21 protein-coding genes and 1 pseudogene are annotated in these 26,057 nt (G+C 70.4%); 12 read left to right on the forward strand and 10 right to left on the reverse strand.

The annotated features are described in order from the left end of the window. Positions 1–70: 70 nt before the first annotated feature. The 3 genes and pseudogenes from ACZ4LX_RS12260 to ychF all read right to left on the reverse strand — a co-directional run bounded on the left by ACZ4LX_RS12260 (position 71) and on the right by ychF (position 2,854). Positions 71–1,240: an HsdM family class I SAM-dependent methyltransferase gene (locus tag ACZ4LX_RS12260; RefSeq protein WP_467721169.1), complete on the reverse strand. Its 1,170-nt coding sequence runs from the start codon at positions 1,238–1,240 to the stop codon at positions 71–73. Between the two features lie 122 nt (positions 1,241–1,362). Further along, positions 1,363–1,488 (reverse strand): annotated as a pseudogene (locus tag ACZ4LX_RS12265) (type I restriction-modification system subunit M N-terminal domain-containing protein); the annotation flags it as partial. 277 nt (positions 1,489–1,765) lie between these two features. Then, a complete protein-coding gene (ychF, locus tag ACZ4LX_RS12270; protein WP_351391896.1) occupies positions 1,766–2,854 on the reverse strand; it encodes a redox-regulated ATPase YchF in 1,089 nt (362 codons plus the stop codon). A 386-nt stretch (positions 2,855–3,240) separates the two neighbouring features. Here ychF and ACZ4LX_RS12275 point away from each other — a divergent pair, with 386 nt between their 5' ends. Then, positions 3,241–3,771: a DUF6542 domain-containing protein gene (locus ACZ4LX_RS12275; protein WP_467643499.1), complete on the forward strand. Its 531-nt coding sequence runs from the start codon at positions 3,241–3,243 to the stop codon at positions 3,769–3,771. Between the two features lie 90 nt (positions 3,772–3,861). Here the strand turns inward: ACZ4LX_RS12275 and ppgK are convergent, their stop codons facing one another. After that, positions 3,862–4,599, reverse strand: coding sequence for a polyphosphate--glucose phosphotransferase (gene ppgK / locus ACZ4LX_RS12280; protein WP_467643469.1), 738 nt, complete (start codon positions 4,597–4,599; stop codon positions 3,862–3,864). A 201-nt stretch (positions 4,600–4,800) separates the two neighbouring features. Continuing rightward, positions 4,801–5,790 carry a 4-hydroxy-3-methylbut-2-enyl diphosphate reductase gene (locus ACZ4LX_RS12285; protein ID WP_467643466.1) on the reverse strand — a complete coding sequence of 330 codons (990 nt, stop codon included), beginning with the start codon at positions 5,788–5,790 and terminating at the stop codon, positions 4,801–4,803. A 129-nt stretch (positions 5,791–5,919) separates the two neighbouring features. Between ACZ4LX_RS12285 and ACZ4LX_RS12290 the strand changes: the two genes are divergently transcribed. The 4 genes from ACZ4LX_RS12290 (at position 5,920) to ACZ4LX_RS12305 (ending at position 10,085) form a co-directional block, all read left to right on the forward strand. Next, positions 5,920–7,383: an APC family permease gene (locus ACZ4LX_RS12290; RefSeq protein ID WP_467643462.1), complete on the forward strand. Its 1,464-nt coding sequence runs from the start codon at positions 5,920–5,922 to the stop codon at positions 7,381–7,383. A 248-nt stretch (positions 7,384–7,631) separates the two neighbouring features. Next, positions 7,632–8,843, forward strand: a complete 1,212-nt coding sequence (gene xseA, locus ACZ4LX_RS12295) for an exodeoxyribonuclease VII large subunit (RefSeq protein ID WP_467643458.1) — start codon at positions 7,632–7,634, stop codon at positions 8,841–8,843. A gap of 88 nt (positions 8,844–8,931) precedes the next feature. After that, positions 8,932–9,246 carry an exodeoxyribonuclease VII small subunit gene (locus ACZ4LX_RS12300; RefSeq protein WP_467643455.1) on the forward strand — a complete coding sequence of 105 codons (315 nt, stop codon included), beginning with the start codon at positions 8,932–8,934 and terminating at the stop codon, positions 9,244–9,246. 248 nt (positions 9,247–9,494) lie between these two features. After that, positions 9,495–10,085: a malonic semialdehyde reductase gene (locus ACZ4LX_RS12305; protein ID WP_467643452.1), complete on the forward strand. Its 591-nt coding sequence runs from the start codon at positions 9,495–9,497 to the stop codon at positions 10,083–10,085. Between the two features lie 95 nt (positions 10,086–10,180). Here the strand turns inward: ACZ4LX_RS12305 and ACZ4LX_RS12310 are convergent, their stop codons facing one another. Beyond that, a complete protein-coding gene (locus tag ACZ4LX_RS12310) occupies positions 10,181–10,699 on the reverse strand; it encodes a DUF4245 domain-containing protein (protein ID WP_467643448.1) in 519 nt (172 codons plus the stop codon). Between the two features lie 204 nt (positions 10,700–10,903). On the opposite strand from ACZ4LX_RS12310, the gene glpX reads away from it, so the two are divergent. Then, complete coding sequence (glpX, locus tag ACZ4LX_RS12315) at positions 10,904–11,935, forward strand: class II fructose-bisphosphatase (RefSeq protein WP_467643446.1); 1,032 nt, start codon at positions 10,904–10,906, stop codon at positions 11,933–11,935. 233 nt (positions 11,936–12,168) lie between these two features. On the opposite strand, the gene ACZ4LX_RS12320 is transcribed toward glpX, so the two are convergent. Next, complete coding sequence (locus tag ACZ4LX_RS12320) at positions 12,169–12,540, reverse strand: WhiB family transcriptional regulator (RefSeq protein WP_467643443.1); 372 nt, start codon at positions 12,538–12,540, stop codon at positions 12,169–12,171. A gap of 231 nt (positions 12,541–12,771) precedes the next feature. Further along, entirely contained in the window at positions 12,772–13,434 is a 663-nt protein-coding gene (locus tag ACZ4LX_RS12325) for a DUF1707 SHOCT-like domain-containing protein (RefSeq protein WP_467643440.1), read from the reverse strand. A 236-nt stretch (positions 13,435–13,670) separates the two neighbouring features. On the opposite strand from ACZ4LX_RS12325, the gene ACZ4LX_RS12330 reads away from it, so the two are divergent. Beyond that, positions 13,671–15,338 (forward strand): fumarate hydratase, encoded by a 1,668-nt coding sequence (locus ACZ4LX_RS12330; RefSeq protein WP_467643438.1) that lies wholly within the window; start codon positions 13,671–13,673, stop codon positions 15,336–15,338. A 221-nt stretch (positions 15,339–15,559) separates the two neighbouring features. Here ACZ4LX_RS12330 and ACZ4LX_RS12335 read toward each other — a convergent pair whose 3' ends face one another. Beyond that, entirely contained in the window at positions 15,560–16,573 is a 1,014-nt protein-coding gene (locus tag ACZ4LX_RS12335; RefSeq protein ID WP_467643435.1) for a helix-turn-helix transcriptional regulator, read from the reverse strand. 200 nt (positions 16,574–16,773) lie between these two features. Between ACZ4LX_RS12335 and ACZ4LX_RS12340 the strand changes: the two genes are divergently transcribed. Both ACZ4LX_RS12340 and ACZ4LX_RS12345 read left to right on the forward strand, forming a co-directional pair. After that, on the forward strand, positions 16,774–17,970 hold the full coding sequence (locus ACZ4LX_RS12340) for an MFS transporter (RefSeq protein WP_467643496.1): 1,197 nt from the start codon (positions 16,774–16,776) through the stop codon (positions 17,968–17,970). A gap of 403 nt (positions 17,971–18,373) precedes the next feature. After that, a complete protein-coding gene (locus ACZ4LX_RS12345; RefSeq protein WP_467643433.1) occupies positions 18,374–19,675 on the forward strand; it encodes a M18 family aminopeptidase in 1,302 nt (433 codons plus the stop codon). 71 nt (positions 19,676–19,746) lie between these two features. On the opposite strand, the gene ACZ4LX_RS12350 is transcribed toward ACZ4LX_RS12345, so the two are convergent. Continuing rightward, positions 19,747–21,273, reverse strand: a complete 1,527-nt coding sequence (locus tag ACZ4LX_RS12350) for a ricin-type beta-trefoil lectin domain protein (protein ID WP_467643431.1) — start codon at positions 21,271–21,273, stop codon at positions 19,747–19,749. A gap of 107 nt (positions 21,274–21,380) precedes the next feature. Here ACZ4LX_RS12350 and ACZ4LX_RS12355 point away from each other — a divergent pair, with 107 nt between their 5' ends. The 3 genes from ACZ4LX_RS12355 (at position 21,381) to ACZ4LX_RS12365 (ending at position 25,855) form a co-directional block, all read left to right on the forward strand. Continuing rightward, positions 21,381–22,793: a class II fumarate hydratase gene (locus tag ACZ4LX_RS12355; RefSeq protein WP_467643428.1), complete on the forward strand. Its 1,413-nt coding sequence runs from the start codon at positions 21,381–21,383 to the stop codon at positions 22,791–22,793. Between the two features lie 44 nt (positions 22,794–22,837). Beyond that, positions 22,838–23,557, forward strand: a complete 720-nt coding sequence (gene fomD, locus ACZ4LX_RS12360) for a cytidylyl-2-hydroxypropylphosphonate hydrolase (RefSeq protein ID WP_467643425.1) — start codon at positions 22,838–22,840, stop codon at positions 23,555–23,557. 384 nt (positions 23,558–23,941) lie between these two features. Beyond that, positions 23,942–25,855: a SpoIIE family protein phosphatase gene (locus tag ACZ4LX_RS12365; RefSeq protein WP_467643423.1), complete on the forward strand. Its 1,914-nt coding sequence runs from the start codon at positions 23,942–23,944 to the stop codon at positions 25,853–25,855. Positions 25,856–26,057 lie beyond the last annotated feature (202 nt).

Raw genomic sequence — 26,057 nt, forward strand, 5'->3', positions numbered from 1 at the left:
GCGGAAGCTCCGCTGCAGCACCAACCGGATCACCGACATCGTGAAGGCCGTCGTCGTCCTTCACCACGCCTCAACCTGAGGTTGGAAAAGGCTCACTGACCGTCCAGTAGCCGAACTCGTCGTTGCGCAGCACCTTGGATAGTTCGGGATCGGCGTCCTCGAAATCGGCGTACAGTCGCACGACCTTAGCTCGGTCGGTGTCACTGATTTCGCGTCCCTTGGCGCCGAGGTTCTTGCGCATCTTGGTCCAGAACGACGTGCCATCGATCAGCTGCACCTTGCCCTGGCGGTCGGGGTGCTTGGTGTTGTCCAGGATCCAGATATAGGTGGTGATGCCGGTGTTGAAAAACATATTGGTCGGCAGGGCGACGATCGCCTCGACGAGGTCGTTCTCCAGCAGCCACCGTCGGATGTTGGAAGGACCAGATTCGGCGGCGCCATTGAAGAGCGGAGAGCCGTTCATGACGATGCCGACTCGACCGCCGCCGTCCTCGGGCGCGCGCATCTTGTGGGCCAGATGGAGCAGGAAGAGCATCTGCCCGTCGGAGGTCGCGGGGAGGCCCGGCGCGAAGCGGCCGTAGGGGCCAGCGGAGTCGCGCTCATCCTTGACCGCCTTGACGTACTGCTTCCAGTCCACGCCGTAGGGCGGGTTGGACATGCAGTAGTCGAACTGGCGGCCCTTGAAGGCGTCGTCGGTGAGCGTGTTACCGAAGGCGATGTTGGTCGCGTCGTGGCCCTTGGCGAGCAGGTCAGACTTGCAGATGGCGTACGACTGCGGGTTGTACTCCTGGCCGTACAGGCTCAGCTTCGCGCCGGGGTTCTCGGCAAGCAGGTGCTCTTCTGCCAGCGAGAGCATGCCGCCCGTACCGGCAGTGGGGTCGTACAGCGACCGGATGATGCCTCCCTCGGTGAGGTCGACATCCTTCTCCGCGAAGAGCAAGTCGACCAGCAGCCGGATCGCGTCGCGCGGTGTGTAGTGGTCTCCAGAGGTCTCGTTCGCTGCCTCATTGAACTTGCGGATGATGTATTCGAAGGCATCGCCCATGTCGGAGTTCGACACCACATCAGGGTGAAGGTCGACCTTGCCGAAGGACTTGACGATCTCGCGAAGGAGCCCGGCCTTCTCCAGAGCCAGGATCTCCTTCTTGAAGTCGAAGTACTCGAACACGTCCACGTCGTCAGAGAACCGGTCGACGTAGTCAGTGAGGTTGTCCACCAAGCCGTCCGCGTCCTCCAGCAGGTTCGCGAACGAGTAGTTGGAGGTGTTGTAGAAGGTTCGCCCGTGACCTTCTTGACCTCGACCTTGAGCCGGTTCGGATTCTCGAACTTCGTCGCCAACTCTCGCACCGTCGACTGATCGGGTTCAAGGATGCAGTCGAGCCGCCGCAGGATGGTGAACGGGAGGACCACCGTCCCGTACTGGTTGGGGCGATAGGGGCCCCGAAGCTGGTCAGCGATTGACCAAATGAAGCTACCGAGCGTGCTCACAAGTTCCTCACGAGAATCGTCTAGCAGTGCCGTTCACTTTGCCAGAGCCAGCACCCACCGTCCCACGGTTCAGCTACTCACCGGAGTGGATCCCAGCACCGGCAGGGCATCCCATCCCAGCACGGTAGGGACGACCAGGGGTGATGACAGGTGACGAGGGGTCAGCTATCCCAGCACCATCCCAGCACGGGAAGACTCAAAGGGCCCGACCCCGAAGAGCCGGACCCTATTTGACCTGCACGTTTGCGAGATCAGCGACGTGGTGATATGTCAGCCGCTACACATTGAAGCGGAACTCCACCACGTCCCCGTCCTGCATGACGTAGTCCTTGCCCTCCATGCGCGCCTTGCCCTTGGCGCGGGCCTCGGCGACCGAGCCCGTCTCGACCAGGTCGTCGAAGGAGATGATCTCCGCCTTGATGAAGCCCTTCTGGAAGTCGGTGTGGATCACACCGGCAGCCTCGGGGGCCGTGGCGCCCTTCTTGATCGTCCAGGCACGGGTCTCCTTCGGGCCTGCCGTGAGGTAGGTCTGAAGGCCCAGGGTGTCGAAGCCGACGCGGCCGAGGGTGGCGAGGCCGGGCTCTTCCTGGCCCATCGACTGGAGGAGCTCCAGCGCCTCGTCGTCGTCGAGCTCGATCAGCTCGGACTCGATCTTGGCGTTCAGGAAGATGGCCTCGGCCGGGGCGACCAGTGCGCGCTGCTCGTTCTTGAAGTCCTCGTCGACCAGCTCGTCCTCGTCGACGTTGAAGACGTAGAGGAAGGGCTTGGTGGTCAGCAGGTGCAGCTCGTGGAGGAGGCGGCCCTTCTCGGTGCCGGCGGTGATGCCCGCGTGGAAGAGGGTGTCGCCCGCCTCCAGGATCTTCTGGGCCTCCTCGACCGCGGCCAGGACCGCGACCTTCTCCTTCTGGAGGCGGGCCTCCTTCGTGAGGCGCGGGACGGCCTTCTCGACGGACTGGAGGTCGGCGAGGATCAGCTCGGTGTTGATCGTCTCGATGTCGTCCTTGGGCGAGACCTTGCCGTCGACGTGGACGACGTTCTCGTCCTTGAAGGCGCGGATGACCTGGCAGATCGCGTCCGACTCGCGGATGTTCGCGAGGAACTTGTTGCCCAGGCCCTCGCCCTCGCTCGCGCCGCGCACGATGCCCGCGATGTCGACGAAGTCGACCGTCGCCGGGAGCAGCTTCTGGGAGCCGAAGATCTCCGCGAGCTTGTTCAGGCGCGGGTCGGGGACGCCGACGACGCCGACGTTCGGCTCGATCGTGGCGAACGGGTAGTTGGCCGCCAGCACGTCGTTCTTGGTCAGGGCGTTGAAAAGGGTCGATTTGCCGACATTCGGCAGACCGACGATTCCGATCGTGAGCGACACGGTGGCGACTTCCCTAGGGGGTGGACGGGCTCGAATGGACGTCGGGCCCGGGTGGGCCGATTCTCCAGTTTACGGGCGGGGGCGGGCGGCCGGTCACGGGTCGGTGCGAGGACGGATCCGCAGCCCCGGCCGGGAGCCCGGCCGGGGAGACGAACGGGGCGGAATCGGTTCCCGTTGGGCCGTGTGGCATCGAACTCATCGCCAAGGTCGGTCAAAGCGCGTGTCCCGCACCCGCTTCCGCCCGCCCGGCAACCTACGTTGTCCCGGTGGAGCAGCACAGGACACGTCCCCCCCAGCGCAGGCAGACCCGACCGGCCCCGCTGTCCCCGCTCGGGACCAAGGAAGCGGAGGGGCCCGCCGCCGACGGCGCGACCGCCTACCGGGTGATGAGCACTCCGGCAGGCCGGCCCCGCCCGGTGGCGCCCGCCGTGCTCGCCCTGCGACGACTGCCCAATCCCCGGCTGACCGGCATCGGTGCCGGGCTCTTCGCGGCCGCTGTCATGTTCGTGATCGGCTGTGTGGACTGGCTGCTGTTCGATGCCTCGTCCGCCGTGTTCGGTGTGCTGTTCCTGCCGGTCAGCGCGCTGACCGCGCTCTGGGTGCGGCCCGCCGACCTGGTGACCGCTCCGATCAGCGTGCCGATCGCGTTCGCCGTCGGCATCATCCCGATCTCCGGTGGCACGGGCGGCTTCGGCGGACAGGCCATGGCCGTCGTCACCGCCCTCGCCGTCCACGCCGGCTGGCTGTACGGCGGCACCCTCGTCGCCGGGCTCATCGCGACCGTACGGAAGGTCCGGCTGATGCGGGCCCGGCAGCGGCGGATGCTGCTGGCGGCACAGACCGCGCGGCCGGCCGGACAGCCGTCACCGGCTTCCCGGCCCGCCGGACGGACCCCACGACGCCCGTCCCGGCGCTGACCGGCCATTCACTCCGGAGAGCCGTAGCGTCAGAGGGGCGGGGAGAGCACTGCGGCGTACGTCACTGCACTGACAGCCGTCCGGCGGGCCTCAGCTGCCCGCCGCCGCCATCGCCGCGCCCACGATGCCCGCGTTGTTCTGCAGTTCCGCGGGCACCATCTCGGCCCGCACGTGCTCGATGAGCGGCAGGAATTTCCCGGCCTTGCGGCTGACTCCGCCGCCGATGATGAACAGCTCGGGCGAGAACAGCATCTCCACATGGGCCAGGTACTTCTGCACCCGGTGCGCCCAGTGGTGCCAGCTCAGGTCCTCGTCCTCCTTGGCCTTGGTGGAAGCGTGCTTCTCCGCGTCGTGTCCGTGCAGCTCCAGATGGCCGAGCTCGGTGTTGGGAACCAGCCTGCCGTCGATGAAGAGCGCGCTGCCGATCCCCGTACCGAGTGTCAGCACGATGACCGTGCCCTTGCGGCCCCGGCCCGCTCCGAAGGTCATCTCGGCGATACCGGCCGCGTCCGCGTCGTTCAGGACGGTGACCGGGAGGCCGAGCTTGTCGCCGAGCAGGGTGCGGGCGTCCAGATCGACCCAGCCCTTGTCGACATTGGCCGCGGTACGGGTCAGGCCGCCGGTCACGACACCCGGGAAGGTGATACCCACCGGCCCCTTCCAGTCGAAGTGGCCGACCACCTCGGCCACGCTCCCCGCCACGTCCTCGGGGGTGGCGGGGTGCGGGGTGAGTACCTTGAAGCGCTCCTGCGCCAGGTCTCCGCGCTCCAGGTCCACGGGAGCGCCCTTGATCCCGGATCCGCCGATGTCCACGCCGAAGATCTCCATGTGATCCACGGTACGGGCACCCGGCGCCGCCCACTTCCTGGAACGGCAATCCAAGGGAAAGCCGAACAAGAATTCGAACAGAAATCCGGACGGAGATCGGGAATCGAGCCGGAGATCGGGGCGGAGAGCCGACCGACCGGGGTCCGGGACAGCGACCGACCGGGGTCCGGTGACGGACGAAGGGCGCTGTGCCGGCAGGCCCTATTCGGCGGACAGTGCCGCCGCCTCCGCGCGCAGATCGCGTCGGAGCTCCTTGGGCAGCGAGAACACGATCGACTCCTCGGCCGCCTTCACGATCTCCACGTCCTCGAAGCCCCGCTCGGAGAGCCAGGCCAGGACGCCGTCCACCAGTACCTCGGGAACGGACGCGCCGGAGGTGACCCCGACCGTGGAGACGCCCTCCAGCCAGGCCTCGTCGATCTCGTCGGCGGCGTCGACGAGATACGAGGCACCCGCACCCGCGCCGAGAGCGACCTCGACGAGGCGGACCGAGTTCGAGGAGTTCTTCGAGCCGACGACGATCACCAGGTCGGCGTCCGCGCCCATCTGCTTCACCGCGATCTGACGGTTCTGCGTGGCGTAGCAGATGTCGTCGCTGGGCGGCGAGATCAGGAGCGGGAACTTCTCCTTCAGCGCGCCGACCGTCTCCATCGTCTCGTCGACCGAGAGCGTGGTCTGGGAGAGCCAGACGACCCTGGACGGGTCGCGCACCTCCACGTTCGCGACGTCCTCGGGGCCGTCGACCAGGGTGATGTGGTCGGGGGCCTCGCCCGAGGTGCCGATGACCTCCTCGTGGCCCTCGTGGCCGATCAGGAGGATGTCGAAGTCGTCCTGCGCGAAGCGGACGGCCTCCTTGTGGACCTTGGTCACGAGGGGGCAGGTCGCGTCGATCGTGGCGAGCTTCCGCTCCGCCGCCTCCTCGTGCACGGTCGGCGCGACGCCGTGCGCGGAGAACATGACGATCGAGCCCTCGGGGACCTCCGCGGTCTCCTCGACGAAGATCGCACCCTTCTTCTCCAGGGTCTGTACGACGTACTTGTTGTGGACGATCTCGTGGCGTACGTAGACCGGGGAGCCGTACTGCTCCAGGGCCTTCTCCACGGCGATCACGGCACGGTCCACGCCCGCGCAGTAGCCACGGGGAGCGGCGAGCAGGACGCGGCGGGGTGTCGTAGCAGTCATGCCTCCCATCGTAAGGCCGTATCGAACAGGCGCGGGGACGGCGGGGTCGGGAGACTGATCATCACGCGACCGACGACTCATCACGCAACCGATCACACGACCGACGACGCCAACGACGACGCGAACGACGGAGGGCTCATGGCCGGCAGCGGCACGGATTCCGGCAGCGAGGGCGGCGGGAGCGGCGCGGGGGCCGGCCGCGAAGGCGGTGAGGGCGGCACGGAGGCCGGTCGCGGCTCCGGCTCCGGCTCCGGCTCCGGCTCCGGCTCCACCGAACGGGTAGGGCTGCGGCGGACGCTCGGATTCCGGGATCTGGTGGTCTACGGGCTGCTGTTCATCGCCCCGATGGCCCCCGTCGGCGTCTTCGGCACCCTCGACGCGAAGTCCGACGGGGCCGTGGCGCTGGTGTACATCGCCGCGACCGTCGTCATGGCGTTCACCGCCTTCAGTTACGCCCAGATGGTGCGGGTCGCCCCGCTGGCGGGTTCCGTCTTCGCGTACGCGCGCAAGGGTCTGGGCGAGGGGCCGGGGTTCATCGCCGGGTGGATGGCGATGCTCGACTACCTGCTGATCCCGGCGGTCGCCTACCTCTTCTCCGGGATCGCGATGAACTCGCTGGTGCCGGAGGTGTCACGTTGGGTGTGGACCGCGCTGGCGGTGGTCCTCACCACGCTGCTCAACCTCTGGGGCGTACGGGCGGCGGCCCGGGTCGGCTTCGCGGTGCTCGCGATGGAGATCGTGGTGCTGCTGGTGTTCGTGGTCTCCGCAGTCGTGGTCCTCGTACGGGACGGGGCGCAGCGCGGCTGGCTGACGCCGCTCACCGGGGATTCCGGCTTCTCAGCGACGGCGGTGCTGGGCGCCGTGTCCGTTGCGGTGCTCTCGTATCTGGGCTTCGACGCCATCGCCTCGTTCGCGGAGGAGGTGACGGGCGGTTCGGCGAAGGTGGCGCGCGCGGTGCTGTTCTGCCTGGTGCTGGCGGGGGTCCTGTTCGTCGCGCAGGCGTATCTGGCCGCGCTCCTGGAGCCGATGACGTCGGCGGAGCTGACCGCGGATCCGGGCGCTCAGGGATCGGCGTTCTACGACACGGTGGATGCCGCGGTCGGGTCCTGGCTGCACGATCTGGTGGCGGTGAGCAAGGCGATCGGGGCGGCGTTCGCGGCTCTGGCGGGACAGGCGGCCGCGGGGCGGCTGCTCTTCGCGATGGCCCGGGAGCGCCGGTTGCCGGCGCTGCTGTCCAAGGTCGATCCGCGCTCGGGGGTGCCGCGGGTCGCGATCCTGATCGCGGCGGTCGTGACGATGGTCGCGGCGGTGTGGGCGGCCCGGCGCGACGACGGTCTGGATCATCTGGTGTCGGTGGTGGACATCGGGGCGCTGACCGCGTTCGTCCTGCTCCACGCTTCGGTGGTCGGCTGGTTCGCGGTACGGCGGATGGAGGGACCGCCCGTCTGGTGGCGGCACGTCCTGATCCCGGTGGTGGGTGCCGGGGTGCTGATCGCGGTGATCGTGGAGGCGACGGCGAGTGCTCAGGTGGTGGGCGCGTGCTGGCTGGTGGTGGGGTTGGTGGTGCTGGCGTTGCAGCGGGGGCGCCGGGTGGTGGCTTGAGGGGTAGGCGCCAGGAGGGAGCTGTCTGAGGGGAGCTGCCTGAGGAGGGCAGCTGTCTGAGAGGGGTTGCTGTCTGAGGGGGTGCTCGGGGGGAGTTGTCCGGGGCGTCGGTGCCGGTGTCGGCGTCGGCATCGGCGTCGGTTTCAGCACCGGTTTCGGTCTCGGCACTGGTGTCGGTGCGGGCACGGATGTCGGAGTCGGTGTCGGTGTCGGTGTCGGTGTCGGTGTCGGCGGATACGCTCGCTCGTATGGCTCTGCAAACTTCCCCGGAAGCTCCGCTGCCCGTCGGTGACGTGTCGCGGCTGATCGGTGGCTGGATCGACCGGCTCGGCGCGGTCTGGGTCGAGGGGCAGATCACTCAGCTGTCGCGACGGCCGGGTGCCGGGGTGGTGTTCCTGACCCTGCGCGATCCGTCGCACGACGTCTCGGTGAGCGTGACGTGCTTCCGGCAGGCCTTCGACCGGATCGCGGACGTGGTGACGGAGGGGGCGCGGGTCGTCGTCCTCGCGAAGCCCGAGTGGTACGCGCCCCGCGGTCAGCTCTCGCTGCGTGCCACGGAGATCCGGCCGGTCGGCATCGGCGAGCTGCTGGTCCGGCTGGAGCAGCTGAAGAAGTCCCTGGCCTCGGAGGGTCTCTTCGCTCGCGACCGCAAGAAACCGCTGCCCTTCCTGCCGCAGCTGATCGGTCTCGTCTGCGGACGCGCGTCGGCGGCCGAGCGCGATGTGCTGGAGAACGCGCGCCGCCGGTGGCCCGCGGTCCGTTTTGAGGTGCGCAACACCGCGGTGCAGGGCGCGCACGCGGTGAACCAGGTGGTCCGGGCGGTCAAGGAGCTGGATGCCGTCGCCGAGGTGGACGTGATCGTCGTGGCGCGGGGCGGCGGCAGCGTCGAGGATCTGCTGCCGTTCTCGGACGAGGAGCTGATCCGTACGGTCGCCGCCTGCCGCACCCCGATCGTCTCGGCGATCGGGCACGAGCCGGACTCCCCCCTGCTCGACCTGGTCGCCGACGTGCGGGCCTCCACCCCCACGGACGCCGCGAAGCGCATCGTGCCCGATGTGAGCGAGGAGCTGGACCGGGTGCGGCAGCTGCGGGACCGTTCGCTGCGGGCGGTACGGGGGCTGCTCGACCGGGAGGAGCGGGGTCTGGCGCACGCACTGGGGCGGCCTTCCATGGAGCACCCGCATCGGATGGTGGACGATCGGGCGTCCGAAATCGACGCGCTGCTCGGGCGCGGCAGGCGGGTGCTGGGGCATCTGCTGGACCGCGCGGACTCGGAGCTCGCCCACACCCGCGCCCGGGTGCTCGCGCTGTCGCCCGCGGCGACGCTGGAGCGCGGGTACGCGGTGCTCCAGCGGGCCGACGGACACGTGGTCCGGGACCCGGCCGACGCGGGCGCCGCCGGAGACGCGCTGCGGGCCCGGGTCTCGGGGGGCGAGTTCGTGGTGCGGGTCGCCGAGTGAGGCACAGCTTCGGAGGCCGGTACACGGGCCCCCGAAGGCCGGCCGGGGCCGGAACGGACGGACATTTTCGACGCATAGGGTGGATCACATGACGGACGACGGGACGACGGCGGCTGCGGCCACGAGCACGCTCGGCTACGAGCAGGCGCGTGACGAGCTGATCGAGGTGGTGCGCCGGCTGGAGGCGGGCGGAACCTCGCTGGAGGACTCCCTGGCTCTGTGGGAGCGGGGCGAGGAGCTCGCGACGGTGTGCCGGCACTGGCTGGAGGGCGCGCGGGCCCGCCTCGACGCGGCGCTGGCGGGACCTGCCGACCCGGCGGAGGGCGCCGCGGAGAAGACCCCTGGCAGGAACGCGGAGGGCCTCGCGGACCACACCGGGGACGCGGCGGACCACGCGGGCTGAGCAAGCACCCGGGACGCGGCGGACCACGCGGGCCGGCCGGGGGGCGCGGCCGGTTGCGCGGGCCGGCCGGGGGCGCGGCGCCGGAGCGTGCTTCCCGGGCGGACGCAGACGGGACGAAACAGCGCAAGCCATCCACCGTGTGCGGTAGGTCACTCCAGCACCGCTTTAGTTGAAAGTTAACCTACCTCTCCCGTACCGTGATCGGAGTTGCTCGATCCCCCGTGTACGTCCGGAAGGTAATACGCAAGATGTCCCTCGTTCTTGACCCCGCCGCCCAGGACCTCCTCTTCCGTGAGGCCCGCACCGCCAACACCTTCACCGACGAGCCGGTGACCGAGGAGCAGGTCCAGGCGATCTACGACCTGGTCAAGTACGGCCCGACCGCGTTCAACCAGTCGCCGCTGCGCGTCATACTGGTCCGCTCGGACGACGCCCGCGCCCGCCTGGTCTCCCACATGGCCGAGGGTAACCAGGCCAAGACCTCGACCGCTCCGCTGGTCGCGATCCTGGCCACCGACAACGAGTTCCACGAGGAGCTCCCGGCCCTCCTGCCGCACTTCCCGCAGGCCAAGGACGCGTTCTTCTCCGAGCGTCCGGTCCGTGAGCAGGCCGCCGCACTGAACGGCGCCCTCCAGGCCGCCTACTTCATCATCGGCGTCCGCGCCGCCGGCCTGGCCGCCGGCCCGATGACCGGTCTCGACGCCGCCGGCATCGAGAAGGAGTTCCTGGACGCCGACCACAACCTGCTGATGGTCGTCAACATCGGCAAGCCGGGCGAGGACGCCTGGTTCCCGCGTCTGCCGCGTCTCGCGTTCGACGAGGTCGTCAAGACCGTCTGAGTCCCGGCGCCCCCTGGGGTATGAGACATGAGGAAGGCCCTGGAGCGCGTGCTCCAGGGCCTTCCTCATGTCTCATACCCCAGGGCCCCGAGTGGTCAGGACGTCTTGAGCGACGCCGCCATCTCCGCCAGCCGCTCCGTCGAGGCGGACCCGGTCACGACCGTGGTCGCCCCCTTGTCCTGGCGCACGAGGGCGTCGTACTTCGGGCCCTCCCAGTGCTGCCAGGTCTCCCCCGCCACCTGCTGCGTACGGCCGGTGTCCTTCGCCTTCTGGCTGACCTCGGTGACGTACTTCTTCGCCGGAGACGTGGACTGCTCCACAGCGACGTACTTGCCGTCCGGGTCGAGGAAGCCCAGGTGCCAGCTGTCGCCCGCCGCACTGTCGTAACCGACCGAGGTGGGCTTCCAGTCCTGCGCCAGACCGCTGGGAGCGGCCACCGGGTACGGGGCCGCGCGCCGCGCGGTGAGGAGTTCGACCCGGTAGTCGACCGCCTTGACCGGATCGGCCTTGTCGTCGTGCGGGACGAAGATGTAGACGACCCCCGCCACGGCGGCGATCACCGCCAACGACCGGAACATGTCCAGCACTGTCTGCTTGCCTCGCTTGCTTGCCACGCACCCATGGTCGCATCAGCCCCGACGGGACCGGCTCGCGGGACCGGGTACGGCCCCGGTCACAGGACCCGGCCACAGCGCCCCACCGCCGGTCGGAATCCGGCACAACCGCTCATCCGTGACCCGGTCTGCTCATTTTATCGACCTGACGATAGAGTCACATCACCCTCATCCGGTCGTCGTCGTACAGAAAGGTGCGCTCCGATGTCCGAGCATCATCTGCCGTCCCAGCTGGAAGTCTCTCCGGAGGCCCCCGACCGCAACCTCGCCCTGGAGCTCGTCCGGGTCACCGAGGCCGCCGCCATGGCCGCCGGGCGCTGGGTCGGTCGCGGGGACAAGATCGGCGCCGACGGTGCCGCCGTGAAGGCCATGCGGACCCTCGTCTCCACCGTGTCGATGAACGGCATCGTCGTCATCGGTGAGGGCGAGAAGGACGAAGCCCCCATGCTGTTCAACGGTGAGCGCGTCGGCGACGGGACCGGCCCCGAGGTCGACATCGCCGTCGACCCCATCGACGGCACCACCCTGAACGCCAAGGGCATGCCGAACGCCATCGCCGTACTGGCCGCGGCCGACCGGGGCGCGATGTTCGACCCGTCCGCCGTCTTCTACATGGACAAGCTGGTCACCGGCCCCGAGGCCGCCGACTTCGTCGACATCAACGCCCCCGTCTCAGTGAACATCCGGCGGGTCGCCAGGGCGAAGAACTCCATGCCCGAGGACGTCACCGTCGTCGTCCTGGACCGCCCTCGCCACGAGGGCATCGTCAAGGAGATCCGGGAGACCGGCGCCCGCATCAAGTTCATCTCCGACGGCGACGTCGCGGGCTCGATCATGGCCGCTCGCGAGGGCACCGGCGTCGACCTGCTCATGGGGATCGGCGGCACACCCGAAGGCATCATCTCGGCCTGCGCCATAAAGTGCCTCGGCGGTGTCATCCAGGGCAAACTCTGGCCGAAGGACGATGCCGAACGCCAGCGCGCCCTGGACGCCGGGCACGACCTGGACCGGGTGCTGTCCACGGACGACCTGGTCAGCGGCGACAACGTGTTCTTCGTGGCGACCGGCATCACGGACGGCGAGCTGATGCGCGGCGTCCGCTACCGCGCGGAGACGGCGACCACCGAGTCGATCGTCATGCGCTCGAAGTCGGGCACCATCCGGAAGATCGACTCCACCCACCGGCTGTCGAAGCTGCGCGCCTACAGCGCGATCGACTTCGACCGCGCCAAGTGACATAGGGCCTTCCGCCGGGGCCCGGCCCGTCCGGCTGCCCGGGACCCGTCCGCCCGAAGAGGCGCCCCCCATGTGCGGTGGGGGCGCCTCTTCGCGCAGGCGGGTCCGGGGCAGCCGGACAACGCCGGAGACCATCGGAACCGAAGGCGGCCGGAAGCAGCGGGAAGCAGCCGGACGACAGCGGCAGAAAGACAGCGGGGAGACAACCGCAATACGAGCGGCCGGACGGCCGGTCAGCCGACTGCGGCAATGTGACCGGTCGCGCCGGATGCCTTGAGTTCGGCCTCGCGCCGTCTGCGCCGGGCGAGCGCCACCCGGCGTTCGGCAGCCGTGAGGCCGCCCCATACCCCGTAGGGCTCCGGTTGCACCAAGGCGTGTTCCCGGCATTCGATCATCACCGGACAGCGCGCGCAGACCCGCTTCGCGGACTCCTCGCGTAACAGCCGGGCAGCAGTCGGCTCCTTCGACGGGGCGAAGAACAGCCCGGCTTCATCCCGGCGGCACACCGCCTCCGAATGCCAGGGGCCGGCCTGGTCCTCCCGAGCGGGGGCCCGCTGGGGAGGGACAGCGGCGACCTGCAGGGGCTGATGCGGCAGTTGCAGCACGGTCCACTCCTGACGACGGCTTCGCGACGAGAGACGATGCAGCACTCCCTACCCGCTGTACGCACGCCTATGCACTGAGTGGCACTCAGTTCGGGCCACGGAATTCCGGTCGCGCGCATTTCCGCCCGATTCCGCACCCGATTCCACGTTCCGCGCACCGCCGAACTACCGCGCTGCCGCACCGCCGAACTACCGCACTACCGCACTGCCGCACTCCGTCACGCGCGGACCTCAGTGACCGAGGTGCTTGCGCAGCCGGTCCTGCAGATCCGCAATGAACTTGCCGCGCTTGCGCTTTGCCTCGACGCTGCCGAACACCGAATATCCGTTGACGGCGACCACGGGGGCCTCCGGATCCGCCGATTCCAGCGTGGCCACTTCGAAATTGCCGAAAACACCCGTTCCGCTGCCGCGCAGCGAGATGTTCTCGGGCACCTTGATCTCGACACTTCCGAAGACGGACGTCGCGTTGATCACGGTGAGCCGCTGACCGAAAAGGGCCTCGGTCAGGTCGATTTCCACGCTGCCGAACAGCGCGAACGCGTTCGTGCGCCCGCCGACCCGCCAGCGCCCCTTACGGGTGGAACTGCTGAAGACGGCCACCAGGTTGTCGGCGGGACCCGTCGGCATCTCGGGAGCGCGGTCGTACGAGGCTGCGGCAGCCCTCGTGGTGCCCGGCGTCGGCAGGTCCCGTACCAGCGGTTCGAGTTCCCCGACGGTCTTGGCCCGGTAGACGGAATCGACCCGCTCAGCATGCTCGTCGGCCGTCAGCCGCCCCTCCGCCATCGCCTCACGCAGGATGTCCGCGATCCGGTCGCGGTCCGCGTCGGAGGCACGGATGACGTCGGGTTCCGCCCGCGCGGTGGGCTGCTGGGGGTGCTTTTCGAGGTCCACCGGCCCAGCGTACCCAAACGCGATAGATCGCGACTAGGGGGTGAGTGGGCGCGCCGGCGTATATCGCGATCGACCCGGGCGTACGGCCGGCCCCGGGTGCACAGCGGAGCCCCGGGCGTGCGGCCGGATCCGGTGAGCCCTACCTCACAGGCTCGCCGCGCCCGCGGGGTCCTACCCTGGTGGGTGCGCTGCCCAAGGGAGGTCAGCCGCTGTCTGCCGAGTGAGGAATGGCCGTAATGCCAGAGTTTGCGTACTCCGATCTGCTCCCCCTGGGAGAGGACACCACGCCTTACCGCCTGGTCACCGCCGAGGGTGTGTCCACCTTCGAGGCCGACGGACGTACGTTCCTCAAGGTCGAGCCGGAGGCGCTGCGCACCCTGGCCGCCGAGGCCATGCACGACATCTCGCACTATCTGCGGCCCGCGCACCTGGCGCAGCTGCGGCGGATCGTGGACGACCCCGAGGCGTCGTCCAACGACAAGTTCGTCGCTCTCGACCTGCTGAAGAACGCGAACATCGCCGCCGCCGGTGTCCTGCCGATGTGCCAGGACACCGGCACCGCGATCGTCATGGGCAAGCGCGGGCAGAACGTGCTGACGTCGGGCGGTGACGAGGAGGCCCTGTCGCACGGCATCTTCGACGCGTACACCAAGCTCAACCTGCGCTACTCGCAGATGGCCCCGCTGAACATGTGGGACGAGAAGAACACCGGCTCCAACCTCCCGGCCCAGATCGAGCTGTACGCGACCGACGGCGGCGCGTACAAGTTCCTCTTCATGGCCAAGGGCGGCGGCTCGGCCAACAAGTCGTTCCTCTTCCAGGAGACCAAGGCGGTCCTCAACGAGGCCTCCATGATGAAGTTCCTGGAGGAGAAGATCCGTTCGCTGGGTACGGCGGCCTGCCCGCCGTACCACCTGGCGATCGTCGTCGGCGGCACGTCGGCCGAGTTCGCGCTGAAGACCGCGAAGTACGCCTCCGCGCACTACCTGGACGAGCTGCCCTCCGAGGGATCCCCGACCGGCCACGGCTTCCGCGACCAGGAGCTGGAGCAGAAGGTCTTCGAGCTGACGCAGAAGATCGGCATCGGGGCGCAGTTCGGCGGCAAGTACTTCTGCCACGACGTGCGTGTGGTCCGCCTCCCCCGGCACGGCGCCTCGCTGCCCGTCGCCATCGCCGTGTCCTGCTCGGCCGACCGCCAGGCGACCGCGAAGATCACCGCCGAGGGCGTCTTCCTGGAGCAGCTGGAGAAGGACCCGGCCCGTTTCCTCCCCGACACCACCGACGAGCACCTCGACGAGGCCGGCGACGTCGTGAAGATCGACCTCAACCGGCCGATGGACGACATCCTCGCCGAGCTGACCAAGTACCCGGTCAAGACCCGCCTCTCGCTGACCGGCCCGCTGGTCGTGGCGCGCGACATCGCGCACGCCAAGATCAAGGAGCGGCTGGACGCGGGCGAGGAGATGCCGCGGTACCTGAAGGACCACCCGGTGTACTACGCGGGTCCGGCGAAGACGCCCGAGGGCTACGCCTCCGGTTCCTTCGGCCCGACGACGGCCGGCCGGATGGACAGCTACGTCGCGCAGTTCCAGGCGGCGGGCGGCTCCAAGGTGATGCTGGCGAAGGGCAACCGGTCCAGACAGGTCACCGACGCGTGCGACGCGCACGGCGGCTTCTACCTCGGTTCGATCGGCGGCCCGGCCGCACGCCTCGCTCAGGACTGCATCAAGAAGGTCGAGGTCGTCGAGTACGAGGAGCTCGGCATGGAGGCGGTCTGGAAGATCGAGGTCGAGGACTTCCCGGCGTTCGTCGTCGTCGACGACAAGGGCAACGACTTCTTCACCGAGCCGGCCCCCGCCCCGACGTTCACCAGCATTCCGGTGCGCGGCCCCGGCCTCGGCTGACGAACGGGCAGGCACGAACAGGCGCACGGACAGGCACGGGCAGGCACGAACAGGCACGGACGGGCCAACAGGCCCCGAGAGCCAGGCAGGTCCCGAGGGGTGTCCCGGTCACTGGTGGTTTCCAGCGGCCGGGGCACCCCTCAGCCGTCCGCACCCGCCGTCCGCACCCGACCAGCCGGCCTCAGCCGTCAGGCACCCAGCCGGCCCCGACCCGCCTCGCCTCATCCGTCCAGCAGCCCCGAAGTCGCCACGAGATAGCCGAGTTGGGCGCGGCTGGTGCTGCCCAGCTGCTCGGACACCTTCCGCATGTGTTCGGCGACGCTGCGGCGGCTCATCCCGATCCGACGGGCGATCGACGCGTCCGTCTCCCCGTTGACCACCGCGAGCAGAATGGTGCGTTGCAGGTCGGACGTGATGACGGGGGTACGCAGGGGCGCCCGCTCGGGCCGTACGGGGACCGCACGGGCCCACGCCTCGTCGAAGCCGCGGGCCAGGAAGCGCACCAGCGACGGGTGCTGGATGCGCAGGGCCTGTTGCGGCTCGTCGGAGAACGGGACGAAGGCGAGGTCCAGGTCGAGGACGATCACCCGGTCGACGACCTCGGCGAGTGTCCTGACCTCCGCCCCTGCGGCGGTCACCTGCTCGATGTACGAGAGCGTCGCACGGTCGGAGCGGACGGTGTGCTGGTAGATGGTCCGCTGCCGGATCCCCCGGCTGAGATTGCCGAGGTCCCGGATCAGGGCCTCCTGGAGTACGTCCGCGGGGCGGCCGCCCCCGGGGTGGGCGGTGCGGACCTCCTCGTGACAGCCCGCCACCCCGGCGTCCAGTGCCCGGCTGATGACGGCCGCCCCGGAGAGCGGCGTGAGCGCGGGCTGCTCCGACCGGTGCACATCGGCGTACAGGGACTCGAAGGCGGAGAGCGCGGCGCGGGTGGCACGCAGAGTGCGGCGCCGTTCGAGGATCGCCTCCTGGAGCGGGGCGGTCGCGGCGTGCGACGCCGTCTCGGGCGGTACGGGAATCATGGAGCCCGGTGACTCGCGGTCCGCGACCATCAGATGGAGCGCCACCAGACAGCCGGTCACCTGGTCCCGGGGAAGGCTTCCCCTCACCAGCGCACGCCGGTACACCGCGAGTGCGCCCTCGCAGGGCTGCTCCGACGCGGGACGGCCCCACGAGCCGTCCGCCGACGATTCGCGGCAATCACATGCCGGTGGGCGGGATTGGTCGTCCTTCACAAGTATGCAGATTACCTTTGTACATACAGGAAGACAGCGGAGAGCCGGAGCACCTCGGCGACGATGAAGAGGTGACATCAGGCACCGACGACTCCCCGCAGCTGTCCCCCGGACAATCGGCCGACTCCCCACGCGGTGAACGGCGTTATCGATTCCTGGTGACGGGCTACGCCATCTCGTCGTACGGCACGTTCCTGAATATGGTCGCGCTCAACCTGTTCGTCTACGAGACGACGGGCCGGGCCCTCGCCATGGGCCTGTTCATGGCGGTCCGGCTGGCGTCCGGATTCGTTGCCGGACTGGCAGCCGGTGGTCTGCTCGCCCGGTTCAGCGCGAAAAGCGTCATGCTCTGGACGAATATCGCGCAGGCGGCGGTGATGCTGCTGCTGGTTTTCGCCCCGGACGGTCTGCGTACGGCAGCGCTGGTCGCCGTGTCGGTGGTGGTCGGCTCCTGCGGGACGCTGTTCATGGTGTCGCTGCGCAGTTCCATTCCCGAGATGGTGGGCGAGGAGCGGCGTTCCTGGGCCAACTCCCTTTCCATCACCGGGCGTTCGCTGGCCATGGTGGCCGGATTCGCCTCGGCGGGCGTGGTCGTCTCGCTCGTGGGGTACACCGCCGCGTTCCTGGTGGACATGGCCACGTTCGCGGTCTGCGCGGCGACGGTGGCGCTGCTGCCGATACCCGGCGGCGGGGAGGGGAAACCGGTACGGACGCGGACCCGGACGCCTGAGCAGGAACCGGCACAGGAGCAGAAGCAGGAGCAGAAGCCGGCCCGGCGGCGGGTGCCCGTCGCACTGACCGCCCTGGCCGCGGCGCCCGGCCTCGGACTGATGGTGGCGCTGCGCGGTGTCGACGCCCTCGGCTCCTCCTCGCACAACGCCGCGCTTCCGGTCTACTCCAGCGAGCTCGACGCCTCGCGCCCCGCCGTGTTCGTCAGCGCCTTCTGGTGTCTGTGGGCGCTCGGCAACATCGTGGCGCAGCAGCTGATCCAGCGGTACGGGCGGCGCACCGGCCGGTCCGTGGGCGCGCTGGGCTTCGGCTACGGCACCTGTCTGATGTCGGGGGCGTTCATCCTGGCCTTCGCCGGGTTCCCGCTGGTCGCCACTGCCGTGATCGCCCTGGTCGCCGGGGCCGCCGACGGGCTCACGGAGGTCTCGTACACCTCGCATCTGCAGACGTTGCCGACCGCGCTGCGGGCCCACGCCTTCGGTCTCTCCGCGACGGTGGAGAACCTCGGCTTCGGCGCCGGGATGATCCTCGTCGCGGCTGCCCTCGACCGCTTCAGCCCGCTGACCGTCGTCGGCTGGTCCCACGGTGTGGCTCTGCTGATGGCGGCGGTGTTCCTGGTCCGGGTGACGGGTCTGCGCAGGGCGGCGTCGACGCCGCCGGCGCCGTGACGGGCCGCGCGGCAGGTCCTCGTACGACGAAAATCGGCCAATCTCGCGCAACGCCGTCCGGTAGCACCCGCCTCGCCCTCGCGGCCGGATCGCACCTCGGACGCGGGGCCGGCGCGCGGGGCCGGTCGCCCCGGACGTGCGGTCCGGACCGCGCACCGCCGCCCCGGCCGGTCGCGCACCACCCGCCCCGGCCCCGGCCGCACCGCCGCTTTCACGCAGGCGGACGTCCGCACTGCTTGCGGGACCCCGGGCCGATGCGGTGAGTTGTCGGGCATCCGGCAGACCGCGCCTCCCCCGGAACACCCTGTCTCCCGCTCCGGACGCCGGGACCACGACACCCCGCCGTCCGAACACCCAAGCCCGAGCCACTCCCACCGTCACACTCCGGAAAGGCGGACAGCGCATGACGCCGGTCCCTCACCGCAGCCACGCCGACGACCTGCTCTCCTTCATCAGGGCGAGCCCCTCCCCGTACCACGCGGTGGCGAGCGCCGCCCAGCGCCTGGAGAAGGCCGGTTTCCGTGAGCTGCGCGGCACCGACGACTGGACGGGCACCACGGGCGGCAGCTTCGTCGTCCGCGGCGGCGCCCTGATCGCCTGGTACGCCCCCGAGGGCACGCCCTCCCACACGCCGTTCCGGATCATCGGCACCCACACCGACTCGCCGAACCTGCGGATCAAGCCCACCCCGGACACCGGTTCCGCCGGCTGGCGGCAGATCGCGGTGGAGATCTACGGCGGGGTGCCGCTCAACACCTGGCTCGACCGTGATCTGGGCATCTCCGGCCGGCTGGCGCTGCGCGGCCCGGGCGGCCGGACCGACTCCCGGCTCGTCCAGATCGACGAACCGCTCCTGCGCGTGCCCCAGCTGGCGATCCACCTGGACCGTTCCGTCAACGAGGGCCTCGCGCTCGACCGGCAGCGGCATGTCGCCCCGGTCTGGTCGCTCGGCGCCGCCGAGGAGGGGGCGCTGCTGCGCCGGGTCGCGGAGGCCGCGGAGGCCGAGCCGGACGAGGTGCTCGGCTGGGACCTGATGCTCCACGACATCCAGCCGCCCGGATATCTGGGCGCGGAGCGGGAGTTCGTCGTCGCGTCGCGGCTGGACAACCTGGTGTCGGTGCACGCGGGCGTCACGGCGCTGGCCGCCGCGGCGGCCTCGGCCGCGGAGCCCGTGTACATCCCGGTCCTGGCGGCCTTCGACCACGAGGAGGTCGGCAGCGGCTCCGACACGGGTGCGCAGAGCCCGCTGCTGGAGAACGTGCTGAGCCGTTCCGTGAAGGCCAGGGGCGGCAGCTCCGAGGACTGGTCGCGGGCGCTCGCGGGCGCCTTCTGCGTCTCGGCCGACATGGCGCACGCGGTCCACCCCAACTACGCGGAGCGTCACGACCCCGATCACCGTCCGCTGCCCAACAACGGCCCCACGGTCAAGGTCAACGTCAATCAGCGTTACGCCACCGACTCGACCGGGATCGCGGTGTTCGCCTCGGCCTGCGAGCGCGCGGGCGCGCCGTGGCAGCCGTTCGTCTCAAACAACGCGATGCCGTGCGGTACGTCGATCGGCCCGCTCACGGCGGCCAGGCTGGGTGTGCAGACCGTCGACGTGGGTGTGCCGGGTCTGTCGATGCACTCGGCGCGCGAGCTGTGCGGCGCGGAGGACCCCGGGCACCTGGCGGCGATCCTGGGCGCGTTCGTGACCTCGGACTGAGAGCGGGGAGCGGGGTACGGGGAGGGGCCGGGTGCGGCTCCTCCCCGTACCGTGCGATCCGGGCGGAGGACCTACGCGAAGCGCTGCTGCGCGCTTCCGTCGCAGGGCTGGAGCCGCAGCGGGTCATGGGCGCCGGCCAGGGTGGCGCACAGCCCCGTCGACGCGGCCGGGCGCAGGGTGCCCGACTGCCGGACGAACTGCTGGTTGGCCGCGCCCGAGCAGTTGTAGAGGATCAGGGCCGCGCCCGCCTTGTACTCGGCGCCCGGCACGTCCAGGCAGCGGTCGTGGCTCAGCTGGGTGCGGAGGTTCTTCGTGGCGGAGTCGTACCACCAGCCCTGGTTACGGCCGCCGTGGCACTCCCAGCCGGTGACACCGGTGTTGTTGCGGGTGACCGACGCGGGGGCGTCCAGGCAGCTGCCCGTCGCCTCGCCGCGCAGGGGCGTGAAGAGGTCGTCCCAGGCCCCGGACTGGAGCACGGGCTTTCCGGTGCTCGCCGGGTCGGCGCAGCTCGCCTCGCGCAGGCCCGAGTTGTAGATCTGGGTCAGGCAGGACGCGAAGGCGCCGTGGCCGGCCGCGTTGGGGTGGAAGGACTGGCGGACGGAGTTGGAGTCCGGCGGGAAGTGCGAGAGGTCGATGAACAGGCCTCGGGCCCAGGTGGACTCGCTGCACACCTCGTGGCCGTGGAAGAGCCGGGAGTTGTCGAGGTAGACCGCTCCGGTGTCGGCCGCGGCCTCGCGCATGCCGCGCTCGAAGGCCGGAACGGCGACGTTGCGGCCCCAGGCGGCGTCGGTGTCGTATCCGGCGCAGCCGCCGGGAAGCTTGCCGGGGAAGTTCGGGTTGTCGTAGAAGTCCGGGCCGATGGGGCTCGGGTAGCCCATGACGACGAGCTTGTAGTCGCCGGTGGCGTAACCGGCGCCGGTCATCACGGTCCGCAGGTCGCGCACGGTCTGCTCGACCTTGGGGACGAGCCCGTCGACGCGGGCCTGCCAGCCTCCCGCGTACTTCGGCTCACAGGTCCCCTGGCTGAGGACCCAGCGCGTGACGCAGTCCGTCATGACCGGACCGAACTGGAGGTCGTCGTTGGCGCCCGCCACCAGCACGATCATCTTGATGCGGGTGTTGCGCGCCTTGATGGCGAGGCTGTCGCTCTGCACCAGCTCGTCGGCGTACTGCTTCGAGCCGCCGATGACGATGTTCCCGGTGTACGCGCCGGAGCAGGAGACGTTGTACGTGACGTCGGCCGGGATCCCGGTGCGGTGGATGGCGGAGTCGGGTGAGCGGTGGCACCAGTTGTCGGGGCCGTTGGTGCCCGCCTCGTACGTGCCGACGCCTTCGCCCGAGATCTCGCTGTCGCCGAGCGAGATCAGCCCGGTCTTGCGTTCGGCGAGCGGGCGCTCGGCCGGGTCGCCGTACAGCCGGGTGGCCTCCGCGGCGCGGATGGCCTCCAGTTCGGGTGACAGGGCGGTGGATGAGGTACTGGTGGTATCGGGCTGGGCAGCGCCCGCCGGACCGGCGGCCACGGTCATGCCGCCCAGCGCCGCCGCCATGGCCGCGACCGCCGCGGCCGTACATCGGAGTCTGTATCTGGTGCGCGTCATTGCGCCTCCCGAGGTTGTGGTTACCCCCGGTATTTACTGGTCGGTAGCGCACTTGGGAATACATGTAACAAGACAAGTGCTCATCTTTTTCAGGAGGTTGAACGACGATGAACGAGGCAACGACACCGGCGGGCGGCGAGGGCTACCGCGTCGAGCACGACTCCATGGGCGAGGTGAGGGTGCCCGCCGACGCGAAGTGGCGGGCCCAGACCCAGCGGGCCGTGGAGAACTTCCCCGTCTCCGGGCAGCGCCTGGAGCGGGCCCACATCGAGGCCCTGGCCCGCGTCAAGGCGGCGGCGGCCAAGGTGAACGCCGAGCTGAAGGTGGTGGACCCCGAGATCTCGGAGGCGATCCAGGAGGCCGCGGCCGAGGTCGCCGAGGGACGCTGGGACGCGCATTTCCCGATCGACGTCTTCCAGACAGGTTCCGGCACCTCTTCGAACATGAATACCAACGAGGTCCTGGCCACGCTCGCCACCGAACGCCTCGGCCGCGACGTCCACCCCAATGACCACGTCAACGCCTCGCAGTCCTCCAACGACGTCTTCCCCTCCTCCATCCACATCGCCGCGACCGGCGCGGTGACGGGCGAGCTGATTCCGGCCCTGGACCATCTGGCGGCGGCGCTGGAGCGCAAGTCCGCCGAGTTCGCGGACGTGGTGAAGTCCGGACGTACGCACCTCATGGACGCCACCCCCGTCACCCTGGGCCAGGAGTTCGGCGGGTACGCCGCCCAGATCCGCCACGGCGTCGAGCGGCTGCGCGCCTCGCTCCCCCGCCTCGCCGAACTGCCGCTCGGCGGGACGGCCGTGGGCACCGGCATCAACACCCCGCCCGGCTTCTCCGCCGCCGTCATCGCCGAGGTCGCCCGCGCCACCGGGCTGCCGCTGACCGAGGCCCGGGACCACTTCGAGGCGCAGGGCGCGCGGGACGGGATCGTCGAGACCTCCGGCCAGCTCCGCACGATCGCGGTCTCCCTCACCAAGATCTCCAACGACCTGCGCTGGATGGCCTCGGGACCGCGCACCGGACTGGCCGAGATCAACCTCCCCGACCTCCAGCCGGGGTCCTCGATCATGCCGGGGAAGGTAAATCCGGTCATTCCCGAGGCGGTGCTGATGGTCGCCGCCCAGGTGATGGGGAACGACGCCACGGTCGCCGTCGCGGGCGCCGCCGGCAACTTCGAGCTGAACGTGATGCTCCCGGTCATCGCGAAGAACCTGCTGGAATCCGTCCGGCTGCTGGCCAACGTCTCCCGGCTGCTCGCGGACCGTACGGTCGACGGGATCACGGCGAACGCGGACCGGGCCAGGGAGTACGCGGAGTCCTCGCCGTCCGTCGTCACCCCGCTGAACAAGTACATCGGCTACGAGGAGGCCGCGAAGGTCGCCAAGAAGTCCCTGGCCGAACGGCGGACGATCCGCGAGGTCGTGCTGGCCTCGGGCTATGTCGAGCGCGGCGACCTCACCGTGGAACAGCTCGACGAGGCGCTGGACGTGCTGCGCATGACCCGTCCGTGACGCGCGTCGCTGCGCACCGGGGGCGTGCTCACTAAGATCTCTCCATGACAGGTACCGGAGAGACCGAGCGCTGGGCGCCGGGTGATCAGATCCTGTGGCGCTACCGCGGCAACGGACCTCGGCGGCACGGCCCCGGTCCCGGCCGGACCCCGAACCCCGTACACATCTGCCGTCCCGTCACGGTCGTCCAGGACACCGACGAGCTGCTCGCCGTGTGGGTCGCCCCCGGCACCGAGTGTGTGAAGCCGGTACTGGCGGACGGCACCGACGTGCACGCCGAACCGCTCGCCACCCGGTACACGGCCCCGCGCACCGTCACCCGCTCGCCCTGGCTGGGCAACGGGGTGCTGAAGCTGGCCCGGCCCGGCGAACCGTGGTCCGTCTGGCTGTTCTGGGACCAGGGCTGGGCGTTCCGCAGCTGGTACGTGAACCTGGAGGAACCCCGGACCCGCTGGACCGGCGGCATCGACTCCGAGGACCACTTCCTCGACATCTCGGTCTACCCGGACCACAGCTGGCTCTGGCGTGACGAGGACGAGTTCGCCCAGGCCCAGCAGGTCGGCCTGATGACCCCCGCCGCCGCCCGCAGGGTGCGTGCGGCGGGACAGGCGGCACTCGGGGTGATCCGCGACTGGGGGGCGCCGTTCCGGGACGGCTGGGAGGACTGGCGGCCCGACCCGCGCTGGCGGGTGCCCGCGCTGCCCGCCGACTGGGACCGGTTGCCGGATGACTGGGACCGCACCCCCTCCGCCATCCCGTCGTGAGACCCTTGATGCACCCCAGGGGGGCAACCGTAGGATCGTCCCGAGAAGATCGGCTTCGCCCCAACCGACGGGCGCAGCACACGACCTGACCGCAAGTCATCGACTTATCGCACACGTTGCACGCTTCATGACCGCATCAGTCTTATGAGTCACACGAGTTGCCTGAATCGCATAAGCCATGACGAGGGGTGGAGACGTGCTCACCGACCGCCGCCCGGCCGCCGGAAACGTTGTCACCGACGCCCCACGCGGACATCCGGTTTCGGCCCCTTGTACCGGGGCACCAGATGTCAGCCGTTGTGATCGCCGCTCTTGCCGGGGCACAGTAGCGCCCCACGAGGTGATTGCCTCATACAACCGGCCCGGACGGACGGAACCCCACGCGTGACGGAGCACCCCACCTCCCACGAAGGCCGACAGCCTCTCGCCGCCCGGTCGCAGGAACGCACCCGGCCACGGCAGCGCGACGCCGCGTCGGCGGCCGCCGCCGGTGCGGCGATCCCGGCCCCGGCCAAGGCCCCCAACCCGGTCCCGGCCGGTACGGGCCCCTCGGCCGCCCCCGATCCCCAGGCGGCGGCCCGCCGTGAGGGCGACCGGCTGCGCTTCGTCGGTGCCGCGACCCGGCGGATCGCCCGCGGCATAGACCTGGACGAGATCGTGCTCGGGCTCTGCCGGGCCAGTGTGCCGACGTTCTCCGACGCCATACTCGTCTACCTCCGCGACCCGCTGCCGGTCGGCGACGAACGGCCCGTCAGCCCGTTCGTACTGCGGCTGCGCCGCTCCGACCGGCTGCGGCTGAGCGACGAGGACACCGAGAACTTCTCGGAGACCGAGCGGCTGCGGCTGCCCGTCATCGACCCGCAGACGGATCTGACGCCCGCGTCGGAACTGTGCGAGGTCCTGGCCGGCGGCGCGCTGGCCGAGGTGCTGCGCGGGGTGCGGCCGGTCTTCGGCGACTCCGCCGCGGCCCGGGTCGCACTGCCGGAACTGCTCGGCGCGGGCCGCACCGTGCCCTCCGGCCACCGGGCGATCCTCGCACCGCTGCGCGGACGGCGCCGGGTGATCGGCGCGGCGGTCTTCCTCCGGGGCACCGAACGCCCGCCCTTCGAGGCCAACGACCTGCTGGTCGCGGCCCAGCTGGCGACGCACACCGCGCTCGGCATCGACAAGGCCGTGCTGTACGGCCGCGAGGCGTACATCGCCGACGAGCTCCAGCGCACCATGCTGCCCGACTCGCTCCCGCAGCCCACCGGCGTCCGGCTGGCCTCCCGCTACCTCCCCGCCGCCGAGACGGCCCGGGTGGGCGGCGACTGGTACGACGCGATCCCGCTGCCCGGCAGCCGGGTCGCCCTGGTCGTCGGCGACGTCATGGGCCACTCCATGACCTCCGCCGCGATCATGGGCCAGCTGCGCACCACCGCCCAGACCCTGGCCGGGCTCGACCTGCCGCCCCAGGAGGTCCTGCACCACCTCGACGAGCAGGCCCAGCGGCTCGGCAGCGACCGCATGGCGACCTGCCTCTACGCGGTGTACGACCCCGTCGCGCACCGCATCACCATCGCCAACGCCGGCCACCCGCCGCCCGTCCTCCTCCACCTCGGCGGTCGCGCCGAGGTGCTGAAGGTGCCGCCGGGCGCCCCGATCGGTGTCGGCGGGGTGGACTTCGAGGCCGTCGAGCTGGACGCTCCCGCCGGCGCCACGCTGCTCCTCTACACCGACGGGCTGGTGGAGTCGCGGCTGCGGGACGTCTGGACGGGCATCGAGCAGCTCCGCGAGCGGCTCGCCGCCACGGCCCGGCTGACCGGCCCCGACCACTCGCCGCCGCTGGAAGCCCTCTGCGACGACGTGCTGGACATGCTCGGCCCCGGCGACCGGGACGACGACATCGCGCTGCTCGCCGCCCGCTTCGACGGCATCGCGCCGAGCGATGTCGCCTACTGGTTCCTGGAGCCGGAGGACTCCGCCCCCGGCCGGGCCCGCAGGCTGGCCCGCCGCGCCCTCAGCCGCTGGGGGCTCGACGACCTGTCGGACTCGGTGGAACTCCTGGTCAGCGAGGTGGTGACCAACGCCGTCCGGTACGCGGAACGGCCGGTCACCCTGCGGCTGCTGCGCACCGACATCCTGCGCTGCGAGGTCGGCGACGACTCCCCGCAGCTGCCACGGCAGCGCCGCGCCCGGGACATGGACGAGGGCGGCCGAGGCCTCTTCCTGGTGAACCGGCTGGCCCGGCGGTGGGGCGCGACGCGCCTGTCGACCGGCAAGGTGGTCTGGTTCGAGATGCCCGCCCCGGGGCAGTGACCCGGGGCCGTTCGTCACGACGAGCACGCTGACGAAGGCCCGGTCGCCTGATCGGCCGGCCTTCTTCACCGCGCAGGGGTCAAGCGGAACGGGCGGGGGGGGGGGGGGGGGCGGCCGCCGCCCCCCCGGCGGGGGGGGGGGGGGGGCGGGGGGGGCGGCGCCCAACATAAGGGCGCCGCGGCGGGCGGTGGCCGCCCCCGCG

It is taken from the genome of Streptomyces sp. NPDC026062 (assembly GCF_055568375.1).

What these genes read in the sequence shown, in the direction of transcription:
- xseA (WP_467643458.1), top strand. Translation starts at nt 7,632, where the DNA reads ATGGCTCTGCAAACTTCCCCGGAAGCTCCGCTGCCCGTCGGTGACGTG.
- ACZ4LX_RS12285 (WP_467643466.1), bottom strand. Translation starts at nt 5,790, where the DNA reads ATGGGAGGCATGACTGCTACGACACCCCGCCGCGTCCTGCTCGCCGCT.
- ACZ4LX_RS12340 (WP_467643496.1), top strand. Translation starts at nt 16,774, where the DNA reads ATGGTCGCGCTCAACCTGTTCGTCTACGAGACGACGGGCCGGGCCCTC.
- ACZ4LX_RS12330 (WP_467643438.1), top strand. Translation starts at nt 13,671, where the DNA reads ATGCCAGAGTTTGCGTACTCCGATCTGCTCCCCCTGGGAGAGGACACC.
- ACZ4LX_RS12345 (WP_467643433.1), top strand. Translation starts at nt 18,374, where the DNA reads ATGACGCCGGTCCCTCACCGCAGCCACGCCGACGACCTGCTCTCCTTC.
- ACZ4LX_RS12305 (WP_467643452.1), top strand. Translation starts at nt 9,495, where the DNA reads ATGTCCCTCGTTCTTGACCCCGCCGCCCAGGACCTCCTCTTCCGTGAG.
- ACZ4LX_RS12300 (WP_467643455.1), top strand. Translation starts at nt 8,932, where the DNA reads ATGACGGACGACGGGACGACGGCGGCTGCGGCCACGAGCACGCTCGGC.
- ACZ4LX_RS12275 (WP_467643499.1), top strand. Translation starts at nt 3,241, where the DNA reads ATGAGCACTCCGGCAGGCCGGCCCCGCCCGGTGGCGCCCGCCGTGCTC.
- ACZ4LX_RS12355 (WP_467643428.1), top strand. Translation starts at nt 21,381, where the DNA reads ATGAACGAGGCAACGACACCGGCGGGCGGCGAGGGCTACCGCGTCGAG.
- glpX (WP_467643446.1), top strand. Translation starts at nt 10,904, where the DNA reads ATGTCCGAGCATCATCTGCCGTCCCAGCTGGAAGTCTCTCCGGAGGCC.
- fomD (WP_467643425.1), top strand. Translation starts at nt 22,838, where the DNA reads ATGACAGGTACCGGAGAGACCGAGCGCTGGGCGCCGGGTGATCAGATC.
- ACZ4LX_RS12290 (WP_467643462.1), top strand. Translation starts at nt 5,920, where the DNA reads ATGGCCGGCAGCGGCACGGATTCCGGCAGCGAGGGCGGCGGGAGCGGC.
- ACZ4LX_RS12350 (WP_467643431.1), bottom strand. Translation starts at nt 21,273, where the DNA reads ATGACGCGCACCAGATACAGACTCCGATGTACGGCCGCGGCGGTCGCG.
- ppgK (WP_467643469.1), bottom strand. Translation starts at nt 4,599, where the DNA reads ATGGAGATCTTCGGCGTGGACATCGGCGGATCCGGGATCAAGGGCGCT.